The organism is Seonamhaeicola sediminis (genome assembly GCF_004358095.2).
Classification (GTDB): Bacteria; Bacteroidota; Bacteroidia; order Flavobacteriales; family Flavobacteriaceae; genus Seonamhaeicola; species Seonamhaeicola sediminis.
On the sequence record NZ_SMZJ02000004.1, the window covers coordinates 245988 to 265552 of the forward strand.

The 19565-nt window shown below is 33.9% G+C and carries 14 protein-coding genes; all 14 read left to right on the top strand.

Translation table 11 applies throughout. The annotated features are described in order from the left end of the window. Nucleotides 1-34: 34 nt before the first annotated feature. The 14 genes from E1J38_RS07455 to E1J38_RS07520 all read left to right on the top strand — a co-directional run bounded on the left by E1J38_RS07455 (nt 35) and on the right by E1J38_RS07520 (nt 19562). On the top strand, nt 35-2329 hold the full coding sequence (locus tag E1J38_RS07455; protein WP_133355417.1) for an FdhF/YdeP family oxidoreductase: 2295 nt from the start codon (nt 35-37) through the stop codon (nt 2327-2329). A gap of 267 nt (nt 2330-2596) precedes the next feature. Beyond that, on the top strand, nt 2597-5116 hold the full coding sequence (nirB, locus tag E1J38_RS07460; RefSeq protein WP_133355418.1) for a nitrite reductase large subunit NirB: 2520 nt from the start codon (nt 2597-2599) through the stop codon (nt 5114-5116). Between the two features lie 22 nt (nt 5117-5138). Continuing rightward, on the top strand, nt 5139-5516 hold the full coding sequence (nirD, locus tag E1J38_RS07465; protein ID WP_133355419.1) for a nitrite reductase small subunit NirD: 378 nt from the start codon (nt 5139-5141) through the stop codon (nt 5514-5516). Between the two features lie 12 nt (nt 5517-5528). Beyond that, nucleotides 5529-6116, top strand: a complete 588-nt coding sequence (locus E1J38_RS07470; protein ID WP_133355420.1) for a DUF4202 domain-containing protein — start codon at nt 5529-5531, stop codon at nt 6114-6116. An 11-nt stretch (nt 6117-6127) separates the two neighbouring features. Continuing rightward, on the top strand, nt 6128-7948 hold the full coding sequence (locus E1J38_RS07475; protein ID WP_133355421.1) for an ATP-binding protein: 1821 nt from the start codon (nt 6128-6130) through the stop codon (nt 7946-7948). A 6-nt stretch (nt 7949-7954) separates the two neighbouring features. Further along, the gene (locus tag E1J38_RS07480; RefSeq protein WP_133355422.1) at nt 7955-8338 is read left to right on the top strand and encodes a RidA family protein; all 384 of its coding nucleotides are present in this window, start codon (nt 7955-7957) and stop codon (nt 8336-8338) included. A gap of 50 nt (nt 8339-8388) precedes the next feature. Continuing rightward, the gene (locus E1J38_RS07485; protein WP_133355423.1) at nt 8389-9051 is read left to right on the top strand and encodes a response regulator transcription factor; all 663 of its coding nucleotides are present in this window, start codon (nt 8389-8391) and stop codon (nt 9049-9051) included. Between the two features lie 171 nt (nt 9052-9222). After that, complete coding sequence (locus E1J38_RS07490; protein WP_133355424.1) at nt 9223-10659, top strand: MFS transporter; 1437 nt, start codon at nt 9223-9225, stop codon at nt 10657-10659. 241 nt (nt 10660-10900) lie between these two features. Beyond that, nucleotides 10901-14422 carry a nitrate reductase gene (locus tag E1J38_RS07495; protein WP_133355425.1) on the top strand — a complete coding sequence of 1174 codons (3522 nt, stop codon included), beginning with the start codon at nt 10901-10903 and terminating at the stop codon, nt 14420-14422. Further along, nucleotides 14422-15858 carry a rubredoxin gene (locus tag E1J38_RS07500; protein WP_133355426.1) on the top strand — a complete coding sequence of 479 codons (1437 nt, stop codon included), beginning with the start codon at nt 14422-14424 and terminating at the stop codon, nt 15856-15858. The genes E1J38_RS07495 and E1J38_RS07500 overlap by 1 nt, the downstream gene beginning before the upstream one ends. 255 nt (nt 15859-16113) lie before the next feature. Beyond that, on the top strand, nt 16114-16485 hold the full coding sequence (locus E1J38_RS07505) for an Hsp20/alpha crystallin family protein (RefSeq protein ID WP_133355427.1): 372 nt from the start codon (nt 16114-16116) through the stop codon (nt 16483-16485). A 149-nt stretch (nt 16486-16634) separates the two neighbouring features. Beyond that, nucleotides 16635-17045, top strand: a complete 411-nt coding sequence (locus E1J38_RS07510) for a response regulator (RefSeq protein WP_133355428.1) — start codon at nt 16635-16637, stop codon at nt 17043-17045. A 1-nt stretch (nt 17046) separates the two neighbouring features. Continuing rightward, a complete protein-coding gene (locus E1J38_RS07515; RefSeq protein ID WP_133355429.1) occupies nt 17047-17586 on the top strand; it encodes a heme NO-binding domain-containing protein in 540 nt (179 codons plus the stop codon). Next, on the top strand, nt 17586-19562 hold the full coding sequence (locus E1J38_RS07520) for a PAS domain S-box protein (RefSeq protein WP_133355430.1): 1977 nt from the start codon (nt 17586-17588) through the stop codon (nt 19560-19562). The genes E1J38_RS07515 and E1J38_RS07520 overlap by 1 nt, the downstream gene beginning before the upstream one ends. Nucleotides 19563-19565: the final 3 nt, after the last annotated feature.

Genomic DNA, 19565 nt, shown 5'->3' on the forward strand with positions numbered 1-19565 from the left:
TTAGCATTTTAGGTAAGACACAAGTAATAATTGTATGAGCAAAACACCACAAGAAAAGGCTGCAACTTCAGAGAATTTTACCGATTTAAAAATCACTAAACCACCCAAAAACAGTGTGGGGTTTAGTGCTTTAAAGTCAGCTACAGGTATGGTTTTAAAGTATATGAAGCCTTTAGATGCACTTAAAATTTCTTCAAAATTAAACCAAAAAGGAGGTTTTGATTGCCCGGGTTGTGCATGGCCAGATCCAGATGATGACCGCTCACTTTTAGGTGAATACTGTGAAAATGGTATAAAAGCCATGGCAGAAGAAGCTCAAAAGAACTCTATTGGGAGAGACTTTTTTGCAAAACATTCTGTAAATCAATTGGCAGAATGGTCAGACTTTGAAATTGGCAAATCAGGTCGGTTAGCAGAGCCCATGTATTTAGCTAAAGGAGCTACTCACTACCAATCCATTTCTTGGGAAGATGCTTTTACTTTAGTAGCTAAACACTTAAATGCTTTAGATTCACCTGATGAGGCCGTATTTTATACATCAGGAAGAACCACTAACGAAGCTGCTTTTTTATATCAATTATTTGTACGCGAATTTGGAACGGCTAATTTACCAGATTGCTCTAACATGTGTCATGAAGCTAGTGGTAAGGCCTTGACAGAAACCCTTGGTATTGGAAAAGGGTCGGTTACTTTAGATGATTTATATAAGGCTGAAGTGGTTATGGTAGTGGGGCAGAATCCAGGAACCAATCACCCCAGAATGTTGGTGGCTTTAGAAAAATGTAAAAAGAATGGCGGTAAAATTATTGCTGTTAATCCTTTGCAGGAGGTTGGTTTTATGAAGTTTACCAATCCTCAAAATCCTATTAAAATGTTAACTGGTGGCACAGATTTAGCAGATGTTTTTGTACCAGTAACAGTTAATGGCGATGTAGCTTTTTTTAAGGCCATTCTTTTAAAGTTACTAGAGAAACAATCAGAACATGGAAATGTATTTGATAAACAGTTTATTGAAGAATATACTCATGGTTATGAAGCCTTTATCTCAGATTTAAAGCGCTTTGATTTTGAAGAATGTTTAAAGTTATCAGGAGTTTCTAAAAAAACTTTTGATGAGGTGTTTGAGTTGATTCTTAACAATGATAGAATTATTATATGTTGGGCTATGGGGTTAACTCAGCACGAAAATGCTGTTGACAACATTCGAGAACTAGTAAATCTCTTACTGTTAAAAGGTAGTATAGGAAAAGAAGGTGCAGGTACCTGCCCGGTGCGAGGTCATTCCAATGTTCAAGGTGATAGAACCGTTGGTATCTGGGAAGCTGCGCCACAATCTTTTTTAAATAGAATTGAAGCTAAATATGGTTTCAAGCCTACTGCAAAGCATGGGTATTCTGTTATTGAGGCTATTGAAGCTATGTACAATAAGGAAGCTAAAGTATTTTTTGGTTTAGGCGGAAATTTTATTTCGGCAGTGCCAGATACTAATTTTTCAGCACAGGCTTTAGCAAATTGTAATTTAACGGTTCATGTGAGCACAAAACTCAATCGTTCTCATCTGGTTACAGGTAAAGAAGCACTTATTTTACCTTGTTTAGGAAGAGCAGAAAAGGACTATCAAAAAACAGGTGTTCAGGTTCAAAGTGTAGAAAACTCAATGGGTGTGGTATCTTCTACAAAAGGGGTTTTAGAACCATGTTCTGATCAAATAATAAGTGAAGTTGCTCTAGTTTGTGGTATTGCAAATGCTACGTTAAAAAACCGCTCTAAAATTAATTGGCTGGCTTATAAAGATGATTATAGCTTAGTGCGAGATGATATTGAAGAAGTTGTAAGCGGTTTTAATAATTATAACAAAAGGTTAAAGCAACCATCAGGGTTTTATTTACCTAATGGGGCGCGTATAAGAGATTTTAAAACCAAATCGGGTAAAGCACATTTTTCTATTAACAAACTACCAGAATGGAAACTTAAAAAGGATGAATTAGTTATGATGACTATTAGGAGTCATGATCAATTCAACACCACTATTTATGGTTTAAATGATCGCTATCGTGGTATTTTTAATGAGCGTCGTATTATCATGATGAACCGAGATGACATGAAAGAAAGAGGGATTACAGAGCAGCAAGTTGTAAATTTACAGTCTAATTACAATGGTGTAGTGAGAAGTGCGAACAAATTCAAAGCAGTGGGGTATGATATCCCTAAAAAATGCTGTGCTACTTATTTCCCTGAAACAAATGTATTGGTACCATTAAATAGTTACGCACACACTGCTAAAACCCCAGCATCAAAAAGTATAATTATTACAGTTTCTATAGCTTAGTTCTTTAATTGTATTTAATTATTCCAAGCAATTATTATATTTTACAAGCTACAAAGGCTTATATGTTATTTAGAATACCCCAAAATACACTCCTTTTTTATTTATCAATTAAAATATAATTCTAATACGTAATTTTTGTTGTTTACTTAATTATCTACTTATCAATTTGCGAAATCTCTAATAATTTACATTAGAGCTAATTTACTATGTATTATTTGAAATATAATTAAGTATAATTACTTAGTTTTGTATTCAAAATACGTAGATATGAAAAACATCATTGTAGTAGGTAATGGTATGGTAGGTTACAAATTTTGTGAAAAATTTGTAGCAAATGAAGCTGCCAAAAATTTTCAAATTACTGTTTTTGGTGAAGAACCAAGACCTGCTTATGACAGGGTTCATTTAAGTGAATTTTTTGATAATCAAGATGCTAAGGCATTGGAAATGGCTCCGGCGGAGTGGTATTCTGAAAATAATATCAAATTAATTACAGGTGAGCGTGTTTCAGATATTAACAGGTCTGGAAAGAAAATAACAACTGCTAAAGATCGAGAGTTTTCATATGACTATTTAGTAATGGCCACGGGTTCATCTCCTTTTGTACCGCCAATTAAGGGTGTTGAAAAGAAAGGTGTTTTTGTATATAGAACCATTGAAGACTTAGAAGGGATGCTGGCTTATGCAGCTAAGCTTAAAGCTGAAAAGCCAGATGCAAAAGCAGCTGTTCTTGGTGGAGGATTATTGGGTTTAGAGGCTGGAAAGGCTGTTTTAGATATGGGTTTAGAGCCTCATATTGTTGAGTTTGCACCTAAATTAATGCCAAGACAATTGGATTCTAGAAGTTCTCAGGTTTTAAAACTTAAGTTAGAATCTATAGGTTTAAATATTCATTTAAGTAAGGCGACCAATCAGATTTTAGGGGATGGTAAAATTACCGGGATGGAGTTTGGAGAAGATGATGTTTTAGATGTTGATATGCTTATTGTATCAGCAGGAATTAGACCAAGAGATGAGCTAGCAAAAGCTTGTGGCTTAGAGGTTGGTGTTAGAGGAGGTATTTTGGTTGATAATACTATGAAAACCTCTGATGATAATATTTATGCCATTGGAGAAATTGCACTTTACAACCAAATGATTTATGGGTTGGTTGCTCCAGGATATGACATGGCGGACATTGCAGTAAGACAAATTCTTGGAGAAACCAATGCTGTAATGCCTGAGTCCATTGACATGTCTACCAAACTTAAACTAATTGGTGTTGATGTGGCTAGTTTTGGTGAACCGTTTATGCCAGCATCAAAAGGTCATTCCATAATTTTTGAAAATAAAACAGAATATTTATATAAGAGAATAAATGTAAGCTTGGATGGAAAGAAGCTACTAGGTGGGATTTTAGTGGGTGATGCGACCGATTATAGTATGCTGCACCAAATTTATCTTAATGGTATGGCTATTCCAGAAAATGCGGCACAGTTGATATTACCAATAAGCGATGGTGGAGCTGCTTTTGGAGATGTAATGGATTTGCCAGATGAAGCTCAAATATGTTCTTGTGAGAGTGTAACCAAAGGGCAGATCTGTAGTGTCATAGAAAATGGAGAAGCTAAAGATTTAGGTGATGTGGTAAGTTGTACTAAAGCGGGTACTGGCTGTGGTGGATGTAAGCCTATGGTGGCTGATTTAACCAATGCCAAACTAAAGTCTTTAGGCATCGAAGTGAAAGACACTATTTGTGAGCATTTTGATTATAACAGACAGGATTTATATCAAATTATCCAAGTTAAAGGATACACAACTTTTAATGAAGTACTAGATAATCATGGTAATGGTGGTCATGGTTGTGAATTGTGTAAGCCTGTTGTAGCTTCCTTAATGGCAAGCATCCATGCAGATACCGCTAATAAAGAATATGCTATTCAAGATTCCAACGATAGATTCTTGGCAAACATTCAACGTAACGGAACCTATTCAGTAGTACCTCGTGTACCTGGAGGAGAAATAACACCAGATAAGTTAATAGCTTTAGGAGAAATTGCCAAGAAATACGATTTATATACTAAAATTACAGGTGGTGTGCGTATTGATTTATTTGGAGCAACATTAAATCAATTACCATTAATTTGGAAAGAATTAATCAGTCATGGTTTTGAGAGTGGTCATGCTTATGGTAAGTCCTTAAGAACCGTTAAAACTTGTGTAGGTTCAACTTGGTGTCGCTACGGTATGGATGAGAGTGTGAGTTTTGGTATTGAATTAGAAAACCGTTATAGAGGAATTCGTGCTCCTCACAAAATCAAAGGAGGTGTTTCTGGATGTATAAGAGAGTGTGCTGAAGCACGTGGTAAGGATTTTGGTTTAATTGCTGTTGAAGGAGGATGGAACCTTTATGTTGGAGGTAATGGAGGGGCAACGCCACGTCATGCCGAATTATTAGCTGAACAAATAGACAACGAAACTGTTATAAAATACTTAGATAGATACTTAATGTTATACATGCGTACAGCTAAGCCTTTACAACGAACTGCTGCATGGCAAGAAAGGCTTGAAGGCGGATTGGATTACCTAAAAGAAGTGATTATTGATGATAAATTAGGTATTGCAGAAGATTTGGAGAAAGAAATGCAAACCTTGGTTAATAAGTTTGAATGTGAGTGGACACAAGCGGTTAATAATCCTGAAATGATGAAACGTTTCAGTCACTTTATAAATAGTAAAGAAGACGATGATAACTTGGTGTTTGTTCCAATGAGAGAACAAAAAATGCCAGAACCTTGGAGTAATTAATAGGACTAAAATTTAAAAAGACATGGAAGAAGTTTTAGAAAAATACCGAACAATCCAAATAGAGGAAGTAAAAGTTTGGTTTAAAGCAGCATCAGTAAGTGATTTTCCAACAGATGGCGGTGCTTGTGTAAAATATAAAAACAAGCAAATTGCCGTATTTAATTTTGCAAGAATAAACAAATGGTATGCCTGTCAAAATGTTTGTCCACATAAAATGGAAATGGTCTTATCTAGAGGAATGATTGGAGATGAAAAAGGCATTCCCAAAGTGGCTTGTCCATTACATAAAAAAACCTTCTCATTAGAGAGTGGTGAAAATTTAAATGGAGATTTAGAATCTATTGCAACATATCCAGTAAAAATTGAAGGAGAAAATGTGTATATTGGCTTTTCAGATTAATATACGAAAAGAATGAAGCCAACTCGATTTGAAACAGCAATAGCTCTAATAGATAAAAAAAACTCTGAAGATATAAATACATACCAAGTTTCCGGTATGGAATACCCTAAAGAACTGTTGTATTCACAACGTATGACACAAAAACTGTTGCAGTTCGAGCCCAATGCTTCCAAGGCCTTACAAATAGCTGCTCGCGCGCAACATATTTGCAGATGGCAAATATCAAGAGACGAGTATCCAATGGATAGAGTGGGGTATTTAAAATGGCGAGAAACCCTAAAAAAAATGCATGCCGAAATTACAGCCAACATTTTGAAACAGGTTGGTTATGACAATCAATATGTTGATAGGATTTCTCAACTCATTACAAAAAAACTTATTAAAAAAAATGAAGAATCACAAACCTTAGAAGATACGGTTTGTTTGGTTTTTCTTGATTATTACTTTGAGGAGTTTGCAGCTAAACATCCCGAAGAAAAAGTAATTGATATTCTTCAAAAAACTTGGAAAAAAATGTCTAATAAAGGACATGAAGCTGCTTTACAATTAAATTATTCTGATGAAAATCTAGCCTTAATTAAACAAGCAATTCAGGGATAAATTAATTTAAAATGGCTGTAAAACGTAATTCATTAGATCAAAGCACTTTTGAACGATTACGTCGTTTATACATTATTGCACTTAGTACCATTGCACTTTCGGTTATTGTTAGTCAGATTTTAATTAGGAAGCATTTAAAGAATCAAGAGAATGACTCTGGCGTTATTAACATTGCCGGAAGGCAACGAATGTTAAGTCAGAAACTAACAAAGGAAATTTTATCGCTTTCTACTGAAAATGATTATAAGACTCAAATTGACATTAAAGATAATTTGAAATACACCTTGTTAATGTGGGTTAATTCCCATAATGCCTTACAAAAAGGGAGCGATAGTTTAGGTTTGCCTGGAAAGAATAGTAGGGTTGTTTCTAAAATGTTTGATGATATAAATCCAGCATTCACTGCTATTAAAAATGCTTCAGAAACCATTATAAATTTAATTGAGGATACACCTAATATATCCGTTGAAAGTTTTGCTAATGCAATAAGTGTTGTTAAACAAAATGAATCAGACTTTTTAACAAAAATGGATGGTATTGTAAACCAATACGATTTAGAGGCCGAAGAACGCGTAGCTTGGTTAAGAAAGTTGGAGTTGTTTTTAATGGCATTTACACTTTTGCTCTTACTTGCTGAATTTTTATTTATTTTCTGGCCAACCGCTAAAACTGTGAAGAATAGTTTAGCAGAATTAATACTTGCCGAAAAAAAGGCTAAAGAGATGGCTTATAATGCTGATATTTTAAGTGAAGCAAAAGAGAAATCCATCAAAGAATTGCGGGCTTTAACTCATGCCATGGATGAAACACTTTTATTTGCTAGAATTTCTCCAGAGGGCATAGTATTGCATATGGGTAAAAAATTTTCAAAGCTTTTTAAGGTTAATAAATTTAATAAGGCTACCAACTTTTCTAAAGTAATTTCATCAAATGAAAGTGAACAGGAGTTCTTAAATAATTTAATTTCTAAACATAAAAAAACAGGATGGCAGGGAGTGGTAAAGGCAACTGCTAAAAACAAAGAAAACATTTGGTTAGAGTTATCAATAATACCATTCACCCCTACCAGTGAGCGGTCTGAGTTGCTTATTATAGCTTCAGATATAACAAAACGAAAGGAAGGCCAGCTAGAAATAGAGCGATTGACCAAGGAAAGCTTTGAAGAAAAGATGAGTCAACAGAAGATAGTTTCAAGTAAAATTATTGAAAACCAAGAAAAAGAACAAAACCGTATAGCTAAAGATGTCCATGATGGTATTGGGCAAATGCTAACAGGTTTAAAGTATAATTTAGAGAGTATTGATATTAAAGATGCAAATAAAACGGCATCTAAAATTGAGCATTTAAAGGCGTTGACTGCTAATATTATAAAAGGGGTTAGAACCGCTACTTTCAATTTAACACCACCAGAATTAGCAGATCATGGTATTGTGCCAGCCTTAATAAAACTTACTAAAGAATTGGCCAAACTTACAGGAAAAGAAATACTCTTTGTCAACAAAACAGAATTCAATGGACGTTTGGATTCGCTTACTGAAATTAATATTTATAGGATTACTCAAGAAGCAATAAATAATGCCATTAAATATGCAGATTCTAAACATATTTTGGTCTCTCTGTCAAATAGTAAGGATATTTTAAGTATTGTAGTTGATGACGATGGAAAGGGTTTTGATCCAGATAATGTAGAGAAGATAAAAACAGGTGATGGAGGTATGGGAATGACCTTTATGCATGAACGCATTAAATATATTGACGGAAGATTGTTTTTAAATTCTGAACCGGGAAAAGGAACACGAGTTACGCTTAATATTCCTTTGAAAGAAGTTTAACGAAATATGACAAAAAAGCTTATTAGTTCAGGCTCTTCTTTTGAAACTCAAATAGGATACTCTAGGGCCGTTGTGCAAGACAACTGGGTATTTGTATCTGGAACCACTGGGTATAATTATGAGTCTATGACCATTAGTGAAGATGTTGTTGAGCAAGCCAACCAATGCTTTATAAACATTAAAGCTACTTTACAAAAAGCAGAAGCGAAAATATCAGACATCGTTCGGGTAACTTACATTGTACCAAATCTAGCAGATTTTGAATTGTGCTGGCCTGTTATTAGAGAGTATTTAGGTGATGTAAAACCCGCTGCTACCATGATATCGGCAGGTTTAGCTAATGAAAAAATGAAGATTGAAATAGAGGTTACTGCATTAAAAAATAAGTAAATACGTAAGAGTACTTAATTTTATTATTTTTGTAAATATATTAATAGTTTATGAATAAAATTAAAGTTGTACTTGCTGATGATCATGAGTTGGTAAGAGATGGTATAAAAGCACTTTTAGAAGACCAATCTGGAATAGAGGTTATAGACGAAGCTTCTAACGGTAAAGAAGCTTTAGAAGTTATTAGTAGAAATAAACCCACTGTACTTATTGTTGATATAAGAATGCCAGAAATGAACGGTATTGAGGTAGTCAAAGAAATGAGTACTCATCATCCAGATGTGCGTACATTGGTCTTATCTATGCACGACTCTGAGGAGTATGTAGTGCAATCTATTCAAGCTGGTGCAGACGGATATTTATTAAAAGGGGCTAGTAAAGATGAATTTATAAAAGCCCTTAACAAGGTTGCCTCTGGAGGTAAATATTTTACAGGTGATGTTTCTGCAATCATCATGAATAATTTTGTGAATGGTGCTTCTGCAACTTTAGAACCAAAAAAGAAATCTGTAGAATTACCTTTTAAATTAACCAAACGCGAAAAACAAATACTTAGTTTAGTTTTAGAGTTAAAGAACAATAAAGATATTGCTGAAGAGCTAGAAATAAGTAAGCGCACTGCAGAGGTACACCGTTTTAACCTCATGAAAAAGTTAGAGGTATCTAACTTAAAAGAGTTGACTGATAAAGCTAGAGAGTATCAATTGATTTAGGTTAATTTTTAATTTTCCTTTACACAACAATTAAATTTTATAGGTTTTTTATGAAATCCTTAAAATCATCTTTCTGTATTTATTAATCTTACAATAATTTTTGATTACTTAATTTTTACACGTTTTTATTACGTATAAATACTTAGTTTTGTAATATATAATTACGTAGTCATGATAAATCTTCAAGCAGAAAAGTCAACAAAATTATCTCTTTTTAACTTTAAAAACGTTTCGATACGAACCTTCTGGATAACAGCCATATCATTTTTTATGTGCTTTTTCTCTTGGTTTGGGATTGTTCCGTTTATGCCAGATGTTGTAAAAGATCTGGGGTTAACACCAGATCAAAAATGGAATTCGATTATTTTAGCTGTTACTGGTACCGTGTTTGCACGCTTGCTTATTGGCAAGTTATGTGATAAGTATGGGCCAAGAATGTGTTATACCTTTTTATTAATGTTGGGAGCAATTCCCGTTATTTTATGTGGATTAGTACAAACTCCAACGCAATTTTTAATTTGTAGGTTGTTTATTGGTTTTATTGGGGCCTCTTTTGTAATTACACAGGTTCATACCTCTTTAATGTTTGCTTCTAATATTGTTGGTACGGCTAATGCAACTTCGGCAGGTTGGGGAAACCTTGGTGGCGGAGCTAACCGCTTGGGTATGCCAATTATTGCTGCTGCAGTGGTGAGTTTTGGTGTAGCTGAAGCTGAAGCATGGAGGTATTCTATGGTTATTGCAGGATGTGTGTGTCTCTTAATGGGGCTTGTGTATTACTTTTTTACCCAAGATACTCCGAAAGGGAACTTTAAAGAATTAAGAGCCCAAGGCGTAGAGATTGGTAAAAAGAAGGATGAAGTTGGTTTTTTGGCTGTTCTTAAAGATTATAGAATTTGGATTTTGTTTGTGATTTATGCAGCAAGTTTCGGTATAGAGCTAACAGTATACGGAACTATGGACGATTATCTTCAAAACACGTTTCAATTAGAGCGCTTAACAGCTGGAAACATTGTATTATCATTTGCTTTAATGAATATTTTTGCGAGAACTTTAGGAGGCTTCTTTGGGGATAGATTTGGTAAATTAAAAGGGCTGAGAGGTCGTGTGTTATTTTTATCGTTTATTCTGTGTGTTCAAGGAATTATGTTGGTAACATTTTCAAATACAACAAGTATAGTAGTAGGATTTATATTTTTAATTTTATTTAGTTTAAGTGTTCAAATGGCTGAGGGAGCAACCTTTTCAGTAGTGCCATTTATAAATAAGAAAGCAATAGGATCTGTTTCGGGTATAGTTGGAGCAGGAGGAAATGTTGGTGCCTTTTTAGCAGCACTTTTCTTAAAATCTAAATCAGCTTTTGCCGAAAAAACTGCAATTGTTGCTAATCAAGGTTTGGGAGAAGAAGCGGTTAAAGTAGCACAATCTACTGCCTCATCAGCGGCAGTATCGCAAGGATATTTTATAATTGGGTTAATTGTGATTGTTACTGCAATTGTAGCTTTAGCAATTAAGTTCTCTGAAGCAGATGAAAAGTTACATGCACCTCAGGTATCTGTAGATGAAGATGAAGTAAGAACGCTTCAACCTATAAAAGTTAAGAGTTAAAAGTTTTCCTCTATTATGGGGGTTTTCTTTAAGACGGTTATTCCCGAGTGATTTACCGAGTTCATTCGGTAAATCGGGAATAACAATAAATAATTTAACCGAAACTAAATATTAAATTTCGGGAGCCGAATTTTATCAATTTCATGATTAAAAAAGGCTTTTTTGAGGGATTGCTAATAATGAAAGTAACCCTTGTTTTGTATTAAAAAAAAAGTTTAATTCGTATAAAACGCTGCTGTAAATGGTTAAAAGTGAGGTAAAAACAACGTGTTCATATTGCGGAGTAGGGTGCGGAATTATTGTGAAAAAAGACAGTAACAACAAAGTTATTGTTGAAGGCGATAAAGACCACCCCGTAAATAAAGGCCTGCTTTGTTCTAAAGGAAGAAACCTACATTATGTAGTTAATGATACTTCTGATAGGATCTTATATCCTGAAATGCGTTGGAGTAGATCACACCCTCGTGAACGTGTTAGTTGGGATGATGCTTTAGATAGAGCAGCAAACGTTTTTAAATCTATTATAAAAAAGCATGGTCCAGATAGTGTTGGTTTTTATGTATCTGGTCAGAGTTTAACCGAAGAGTATTACATTGCCAATAAACTCACCAAAGGGTTTTTAGGAACCAACAATATTGATACCAACTCAAGGTTGTGTATGAGTTCTGCAGTAGTTGGGTATAAAAAAACGTTTGGAGAAGATAGTGTTCCAATTTCGTATGCCGATATAGAGTTAGCAGATAGCTTTTTAATTACAGGGGCTAACCCTGCATGGTGTCATCCTATTTTATTTCAAAGGTTAGAAAAACATAAGGAAGAAAATCCAGATGTTCAAATTATAGTGGTTGACCCAAGGGAGACTGACACAGCACGTTTTGCCGATTTGCATTTACAGATTCTTCCAGGAACGGATGTGGTTTTATATAACGCTATTGGGCGTCGTTTGTATGAACGCGGACTTGTAGATGAGGATTTTATAAACAATCATACTGAAGGTTTTGCAGCCTATAAAGAACAAATTTTTAATACTAGAATTAGTAAGGCAGCTAAGATTTGTGGTATAGATGAAAAGCATATCAAAAAAGCTGCTGATATTATTGGGTTATCAAAAGGCTTTATTAGCATGTGGGCTATGGGGCTTAACCAAAGTATGGTAGGAGTTAATAAGAATGTAGCACTTCTGAATTTATCACTTATCACGGGTCAAGTTGGGAAACCTGGTTCAGGGCCTTTTTCACTTACAGGACAGCCAAATGCTATGGGTGGTAGAGAAGTAGGGGGAATGGCTAATCTTTTAGCGGTTCATAAAGATTTGATGAACGAAGAGCATAGGAGGGAAGTCGCACAATTTTGGGGTGTTGAGAAGATTAACCCGAAACCAGGGTTGACGGCTACAGAAATGTTTGATGCCTTAGAATCAGGAGACTTAAAAGCCGTATGGATTGCCTGTACCAATCCGTTAGTGAGTTTACCAAATACCAACCGCATTGAAAGAGCTATGAAAAATGCCAAGTTTGTGGTGGTTCAGGATATATCACATCGTTCTGATACGGCGGCATTTGCAGATTTGTTGCTCCCGGCAGCTGGTTGGTTAGAAAAGGAAGGTACAATGACCAATTCAGAGCGTCGTATTTCATATTTACCTAAGGAAGTTGATCCTCCTGGTGAAGCGAGACCAGATGTTGAAATTTTTTGTGACTTTGCGCAACGTATGGGATTCCGGGGTTTTAATTATGGTTCTACTGAAGAGATTTACGATGAATATTGTGCTATGACAAAGGGAACTAATATTGATATTTCCTATCTTAATTACGACAGATTAAAAAGTGAGGGTACTTTTCAGTGGCCTGTTAATGAATACAGACATAAAGGTACATCACGACTATTTCAAGATAAAGTATTTTACACACCGTCAAAAAAAGCCATTTTCAATGTAGCTACCACTTTAGAGAATATATCGGAGCAACCAAATTCTGATTATCCGTTAATTTTAACAACGGGGCGTGTTCGAGATCAGTGGCATACCATGACCAAGACTGGAAAGGTGTCTCGCTTAAAAACGCATTATCCAAAACCCGTATTGGAAATTAATCCTGTTGATGCTTTTTTAAATAAAATAAAAAATGGAGACATTACTGATATAGTAGGAGAAAATGGAAAAGTGCGTGTACGCGCTAAATTAACAGAGTCTATAAAAAAAGGTGTGGTGTTTTTACCAATGCACTGGGGAAAACAGTTGCAAAACGATTTAAATAGAGCTAATAATTTAACCAACACGCATGTAGATCCAGTTTCAAAAGAGCCAGATTTTAAGTTTACCAGAGTATCGGTTTCTAAATACGAAAAACCAAAAGAAAAAATTCTAATAGCAGGAGCAGGGGCAGCCTCATTTCGTTTTATTCAAAATTATAGAGAGTATAATGAAAAGGATGAAATCCATGTATTTTCAAAGGAACCTAATTTATTTTATAACAGAGTATTATTACCCGAGTATGTGACTGAAGAATTAACATGGGAGCAACTGCTTAAAATCAAAAAAATAGAGTTAGATAAGCTAAATATTCATCTTCATGCTGAGACCTTGATTACAAAAATAGATTCTGAAGAAAAAGTAGTAACAGATAATCATGGTGAAACACATGTCTTTGATAAATTAATATTAGCAACTGGTAGTAGGGCCTTCATCCCTAGAGATGTCCAAATTGATCTTCCAGGGCGTTTTACTATGCGTAATAAGTCAGATGCCGATAGATTTAAAAAGTATTTAGATGATACCGGGTTGCCTCCAGAGGAACAACATGTAGCTATTGTTGGTGGTGGGCTTTTGGGGCTAGAATTAGCGGCTGCGTTAAAGCATAAAAATGTAAAAGTTACCATTGTACAACGTGGATCACGTTTAATGGAACGTCAGTTAGATAAAGTTTCAAGTAAATTATTGGCGCTAGATGTTCAAGAACGTGGTATTCAAATTTATTTTGATAATGAGGTAAGTACGGTGTTTAATGACGAAGAAGCGGGTGAGTTAAACATAAGCTTAAAGAGTGGTAAACTTTTTACTGCTAATGCCATAGTATACGCTATTGGTACTATTCCAAATATTGAAATAGCTAAGGAAAGTGGTATTAAATGTGGACGAGGTGTGGTTGTTAATCAACATTTGCAATCGTCTAACCCTGATATTTTTGCCATTGGAGAAATAGCAGAATACAATAACCAGCTCTTTGGAATTACATCGGCTGCAGAAGAGCAAGCAACTATTTTAGCAAACTTTATTGCTGGAGATATAAGTAGTACCTATAATGGTTCAGTATTAATGAATATTTTAAAGTTTAATGACTTAAACTTATGTAGTATTGGAGATATTAATGTACCAGAAAATGATTTGAGCTACGAAGAGGTAGTGTTTACAGATATTTCTAAACGTTATTATAAAAAGTGTATTGTAAAGGACGATTTGCTAGTTGGAGCTGTTTTGATGGGGGATAAAAATGAGTTTGCTGAATTTAAGACCCTGATAGAGAGTAAAATTGAAATGTCTGAAAAACGCGATACCTTGCTTAGGGGAACATCCAATGATAAACCAGTTATTGGTAAACTAATCTGCTCATGCAGTCAGGTAGGTGCAGGAAATGTGGAAGAAGCCATTGCAAAAGGTTGTACAGATTTTACAGAATTATGCAAACAAACTGGAGCAGGGTTAGGTTGTGGTAGTTGTAAAACAGAAGTTAGAGAAATACTTCAAAAATCTAAAGTGTTAGTGTAATGGAAGAACGATATAGGTTAATGATACATGGAGGTGTTTTATCTCCTTCTGAACTAAAATATATATGTGAAGCTGCCGAAGGTTTAGGCTTAGATGCTATATCGTTTGGGTCTAGACAAGATATTATTTTCCCAGAAAAGATTGATGAGACAAAGTTTAGTCAATTCGATAAAATTAAGTTTGTAAAACCTAAAAGAGATAAAGTTGAGAATATTGCTTCATCCTATGTTTCTGCTGAAATTTTATCAAACACATCATGGCTCACTAGTGATAAGTATTTATATGTTTTAGAACAGTTTAAATACAAGCCCAAACTACGTATTAACGTTACTGACCCTAAGCAAAAACTTGTACCTCTTTTTACTGGGAATGTAAATTTCATTGCTTCAGAACATGAAGATTACTGGTACATGTATTTAAGGCTGCCAGGTTGGAAAAAAACAGTGATGTATCCTGCCTTAATTTTCAGTTGGGATATGGATAAAATTGAAATGGCTATAGAAAGCATTTTAATTGAAGAACCCGAAGATGTTGATACCGTTTTTGAGTTGGTTAGTGATGCTGTTGATACCAATAATAGAACCGTTGATAAACCATTAGACGTTCCTTTTTATCCCTTTCCGTATTATGAAGGTATGAACCGTATAGGAACAGATAGATACTGGTTAGGGTTATATTGGAGAAATAACCGTTACGATTTAGCTTTTTTAAAAGCTATGTGTGATTTGTGTTCTGAGAATAAAATAGGTAAAATATCAATTACCCCGTGGAAATCGTTTATTGTTAAAGGCATACCAGAAAAAAACAGGTTGCAATGGGAAAAATTTTTGGGAAAATTTGGAATCAATGTAAGACACTCCATGTTAGAGATGAATTGGCATGTACCAGTAAATGATGACGAGGCTTTAAGTCTTAAAAAGTATTTGGTTACAAACTTTGATCAAAATGATATAAGTACTTATGGGCTAACCTTTGGGATAACAAGCTACGACAGCGATACTTATAATTTCACATCCATTGTTATTGAAAAAAACAGAAAGCCTGAAAATATTGGAGACTTTAAAATAAGAGATACTTATAATCTCCTATATGCAAAAAATTTTGACCCTAATACCAGACAATACATTATGCACGTGCAAGATGTGGATAAAGTAGAGCTTCCTGGATTACTAATGGAGTTGAGTAAATTATATTTTGAGCAATTAGGAAATGAAATAGTGGATGATGATAAGCAAGAAACCAAAAAAGATTCGGTTGAAGAAAATGTTTACCAATGTTCAGATTGTTTAACAGTATATAGTGAAGTGTATGGTGATGTTACCCAAGACGTACTGCCCAATACACCTTTTGAAGACTTACCAGGCACTTATACTTGTTCACTTTGTGAAGCCCCAAAAAGTAATTTTGAAAAAAAGGTTTTGGTAAAACAAACTTAGGAAACAAATTAATAGGAAAGCATAACCTATTATAAAGAGTAAATAACCTGAAGCTGTTGATTATTGGCATGCCAATAAAAAATAATGTTTAAAAAACAATACCTATAGCACTGTAAATTTCCATTTTCTTATAAAATAAACAAGGGCTTCTAGTTGGTTGGCTCAAATATTTCATGTAAATTTAAGTGTTCTTCTGCTAGATAGAAATCTATTCTACTCTATTCCTTTTTTTAACTGCATAATTTCCCTCAATTCATGACATTCTCAATAACGACTAAAACGAATAAGAAAAGAAGTAGAAATCAAGTTTCCATTATTTCGGATTCTAAATCAAATAAAAACGATATAAAGGTTTTAGAGACTGATTCTGGTTTTCAGTATGAATTAAAAATACCAGGTTACATGAAAGACGATTTTAATTTTTACATAAGCGGAAACCACTTGGTTTTAACAACAGACAAAAGTAAATGTATGCTACCAGATGAAGTGAATAGTGTTAAACATTCTTATTGCTATCCTTCCGCCTATTTTAAAAAGATAATCCCATTACCTAATAAGCCTATTGAAAAGCGAATAACAGTGGATTATCAAGATGAGGTATTACGTTTTAGTTTGTTCAAATTATAAGGTTTTAAATCTATTATTTTGATTAACCTGTTGAAACCATTCGTCTATACTTAATCACCATTCATCTACACTAAATTTCCAGCCACCGATTTTAGATTAGAGGCTTAATTAATATAACTATTTTGCCTTATTAAAAGAGGAAAGACACAATGTATAGTTTAAAAATACTACTTATCGAAGATGACATGATTGAAGTAATGAAATTGAATAGAACAATTTCAAAACTCAATCTTTCTCACAAGATAGTAGAAGCAAATAATGGCGAAGAAGCCTTAAAAATTTTACAAAATAAATCTGATTTACCTGACATAATTTTGTTAGATTTGAATATGCCAAAGTTAAATGGTATAGAGTTTTTAAATATTTTAAAGAATGACGAAGTTTTAAAATACATTCCCACCATAATTTTGACAACGTCTAACAATCAAAAAGATTTATTAGAATGTTATAGAATTGGTATTGCTGGATATGTTTTAAAACCTTTGAAATATGAAGATTATGTCTCTAAAATTGAAAAGCTTTTGGGGTATTGGAGTATTAACGAATTAAAGCAAATTTAAAATGAAAGGGATAGTATTTACTGAATTTTTGGACTTGGTTGAAGATAAATTTGGATTAGAAGTTCTTGATAAAATCATAACACAATCTAATTTAGAATCTGGCGGTGTGTATACATCTGTTGGTACCTATAGTTTTTCTGAGATGTTGCAATTATTGCAACAATTAAGTGCGCATACCAATATTTCTATTGATGATTTATTATTGGTGTATGCAGAACATTTTTTTGGAGTTATAGAAGAAAGTTACCCTGGACTTTTAGCTACTTACAAAGACCCAATAGAGATGTTATCTTCCATAGAAAATCACATACATGTAGAAGTGCGAAAAATATATCCGGATGCAGAATTACCAACCTTTGAAATCGTTGAGAAAACTCAAGATAGTTTGGTTCTGATTTATAAGTCCAGTAGGGCTATGCATCATTTTGGATTAGGTTTAATGAATAAAACCTTTGAACATTTTAATTCAACTGCTTCTATAGTTTTAGAAAAACTCAATAATGAAGGTACCGAAGTTAAGTTTGTAATCAATAAAAATTAATGAGTCAAGATAAAATTGACATGTTGCAACGTGCGCTTGCACGAGAAAAAGCTGCTCGGAAACAAGCAGAAAAAATTCTTGAAAACAAAGCAGCTGAATTATACGAAGCAAAGCAAAAACTGGAAAAGTCTTATACTGAATTAGAGGCTTTGCTTAACAGAAAGGACTCCGAACTTCAAGGCGTTTTTGAAAATATTGTTGATGCTTATGTGATTATGGACTTGTGGGGTAAAATTCTTAAGATGAATGACGCCGCGGTTAGTCTATTGGGGTTTCAAGATTCAAAAGTAGACTTTAATCTTCTTGAAATGGTGCATCCTGATGAAATGGAACGCGTAGCAGAATCATTTCAATCTTTAATGAAAAATGGTACAATTACAGATTTTCATTTAAATATCATTTCGCAAGATAAAGCCCAAAAACTTGTTCATATAAACGCAAGCGTTATTTATGATAATGGGCAACCAGTAGCTGCCCAAGGTATTGTAAGGGATATTACAGAAGTCAAAGCGGCCGAAGAAAAACTTATAGAATCTGAAAATAGGCTCGCCACCCTTATTTTAAATCTAGATAGCGGGGTTTTATTAGAAGACGAGAACCGCAAAATTGTACTTACTAACAATAAATTTTGTGAACTTTTTCAAGTCCCTGTAAGTCCAGAACAATTAAAAGGTGCAGATTGCAGTACTGCTGCTGAACAAAATAAAATTCTTTTTAAGGAACCACAATTTTTTGTTGATAGAATTAATACGATTTTAAAAGAAAAGAAGCAAGTTGTAGGTGATGAATTGGAAATGTCCAACGGTAAAATATTACTACGTGACTACATTCCCATTTATGAAAACGATAATTACAAAGGGCATTTATGGGCATATAAAGACGTTACCCTGAGACGTAAATACAGAAAAAGCCTTGAAGCACAAAAGCAAAAGTATAGTAGCATTATTGCAAATATGAATTTGGGCTTAATGGAAGTAGACAATGATGATAGAATACTTATGGTAAACCAAAGTTTCTTGGATATTACTGGTTATAAAGAAGACGAACTAGTTGGTAAAATAGCTAGAAATGTGTTTTTAGACAGAGATAATTCAGAAATTTTGAGCAAAGAAAATTTTAAGCGCAAAAAAGGGCTTTCTAATTCTTATGAAGTTAAGGGATATACCAAAACTGGAGAAGAACGCTATTGGCTTATAAGTGGTGCGCCTAATTATAATTTGAATGGTGAAGTTACTGGTTCTATAGGGATTCATTTGGATATCACCGATTTAAAAAGCCTGCAAGCACAAAAAGAGAGGCTATTAGAAAAATTAGAAAAAAGTAATAACGAACTGCAGGAATATGCGCATATCGTTTCACATGATTTAAAATCACCATTAAGAAGTATTGATGCTTTAGTCAATTGGATTAAAGATGACAATAAGGATAGATTAGATGAAGTAAGCCTACAAAATTTTAATCTAATTGAAACTACACTGGAAAAAATGGAACAACTTATTTCAGATGTGTTAATGTATTCTAGTGTTGGAGCAGAAACTTTAGAAAGAGAAACAGTCGATTTAGATGTTTTAATATCAGATTTAAAAACTATTTTATTTGTTCCAGACCATGTATCTATTTCAGTTTTAAATCCGCTACCAAAAGTTAAAGGCGAAAAAGTTAAACTACAGCAACTATTTCAAAACTTAATCAGTAATGCTATAAAATTTATAGATAAAGATGTTGGTTTAGTTGAAATAGATGTGAAAGATAAAGTGACTGACTACGAATTTTCAATTAAGGATAATGGTATTGGTATAGAAGAAAAGTTTCACGAGAAAATTTTCAAAATATTTCATGCGCTTAATAAAAGTAAAGATTCCACAGGGATAGGGCTTTCTATTGTTAAGAAAATTGTGGATTTACATGAAGGCCAAATTTGGTTAGAAAGTAAACCAAATGAAGGTACTACTTTCTTTTTTACACTAAAAAAATAGTAT

Coding starts and splice junctions, on each gene's coding strand:
- E1J38_RS07455 (WP_133355417.1), top strand. CDS start 35: ATGAGCAAAACACCACAAGAAAAGGCTGCAACTTCAGAGAATTTTACC.
- nirB (WP_133355418.1), top strand. CDS start 2,597: ATGAAAAACATCATTGTAGTAGGTAATGGTATGGTAGGTTACAAATTT.
- nirD (WP_133355419.1), top strand. CDS start 5,139: ATGGAAGAAGTTTTAGAAAAATACCGAACAATCCAAATAGAGGAAGTA.
- E1J38_RS07470 (WP_133355420.1), top strand. CDS start 5,529: ATGAAGCCAACTCGATTTGAAACAGCAATAGCTCTAATAGATAAAAAA.
- E1J38_RS07475 (WP_133355421.1), top strand. CDS start 6,128: ATGGCTGTAAAACGTAATTCATTAGATCAAAGCACTTTTGAACGATTA.
- E1J38_RS07480 (WP_133355422.1), top strand. CDS start 7,955: ATGACAAAAAAGCTTATTAGTTCAGGCTCTTCTTTTGAAACTCAAATA.
- E1J38_RS07485 (WP_133355423.1), top strand. CDS start 8,389: ATGAATAAAATTAAAGTTGTACTTGCTGATGATCATGAGTTGGTAAGA.
- E1J38_RS07490 (WP_133355424.1), top strand. CDS start 9,223: ATGATAAATCTTCAAGCAGAAAAGTCAACAAAATTATCTCTTTTTAAC.
- E1J38_RS07495 (WP_133355425.1), top strand. CDS start 10,901: ATGGTTAAAAGTGAGGTAAAAACAACGTGTTCATATTGCGGAGTAGGG.
- E1J38_RS07500 (WP_133355426.1), top strand. CDS start 14,422: ATGGAAGAACGATATAGGTTAATGATACATGGAGGTGTTTTATCTCCT.
- E1J38_RS07505 (WP_133355427.1), top strand. CDS start 16,114: ATGACATTCTCAATAACGACTAAAACGAATAAGAAAAGAAGTAGAAAT.
- E1J38_RS07510 (WP_133355428.1), top strand. CDS start 16,635: ATGTATAGTTTAAAAATACTACTTATCGAAGATGACATGATTGAAGTA.
- E1J38_RS07515 (WP_133355429.1), top strand. CDS start 17,047: ATGAAAGGGATAGTATTTACTGAATTTTTGGACTTGGTTGAAGATAAA.
- E1J38_RS07520 (WP_133355430.1), top strand. CDS start 17,586: ATGAGTCAAGATAAAATTGACATGTTGCAACGTGCGCTTGCACGAGAA.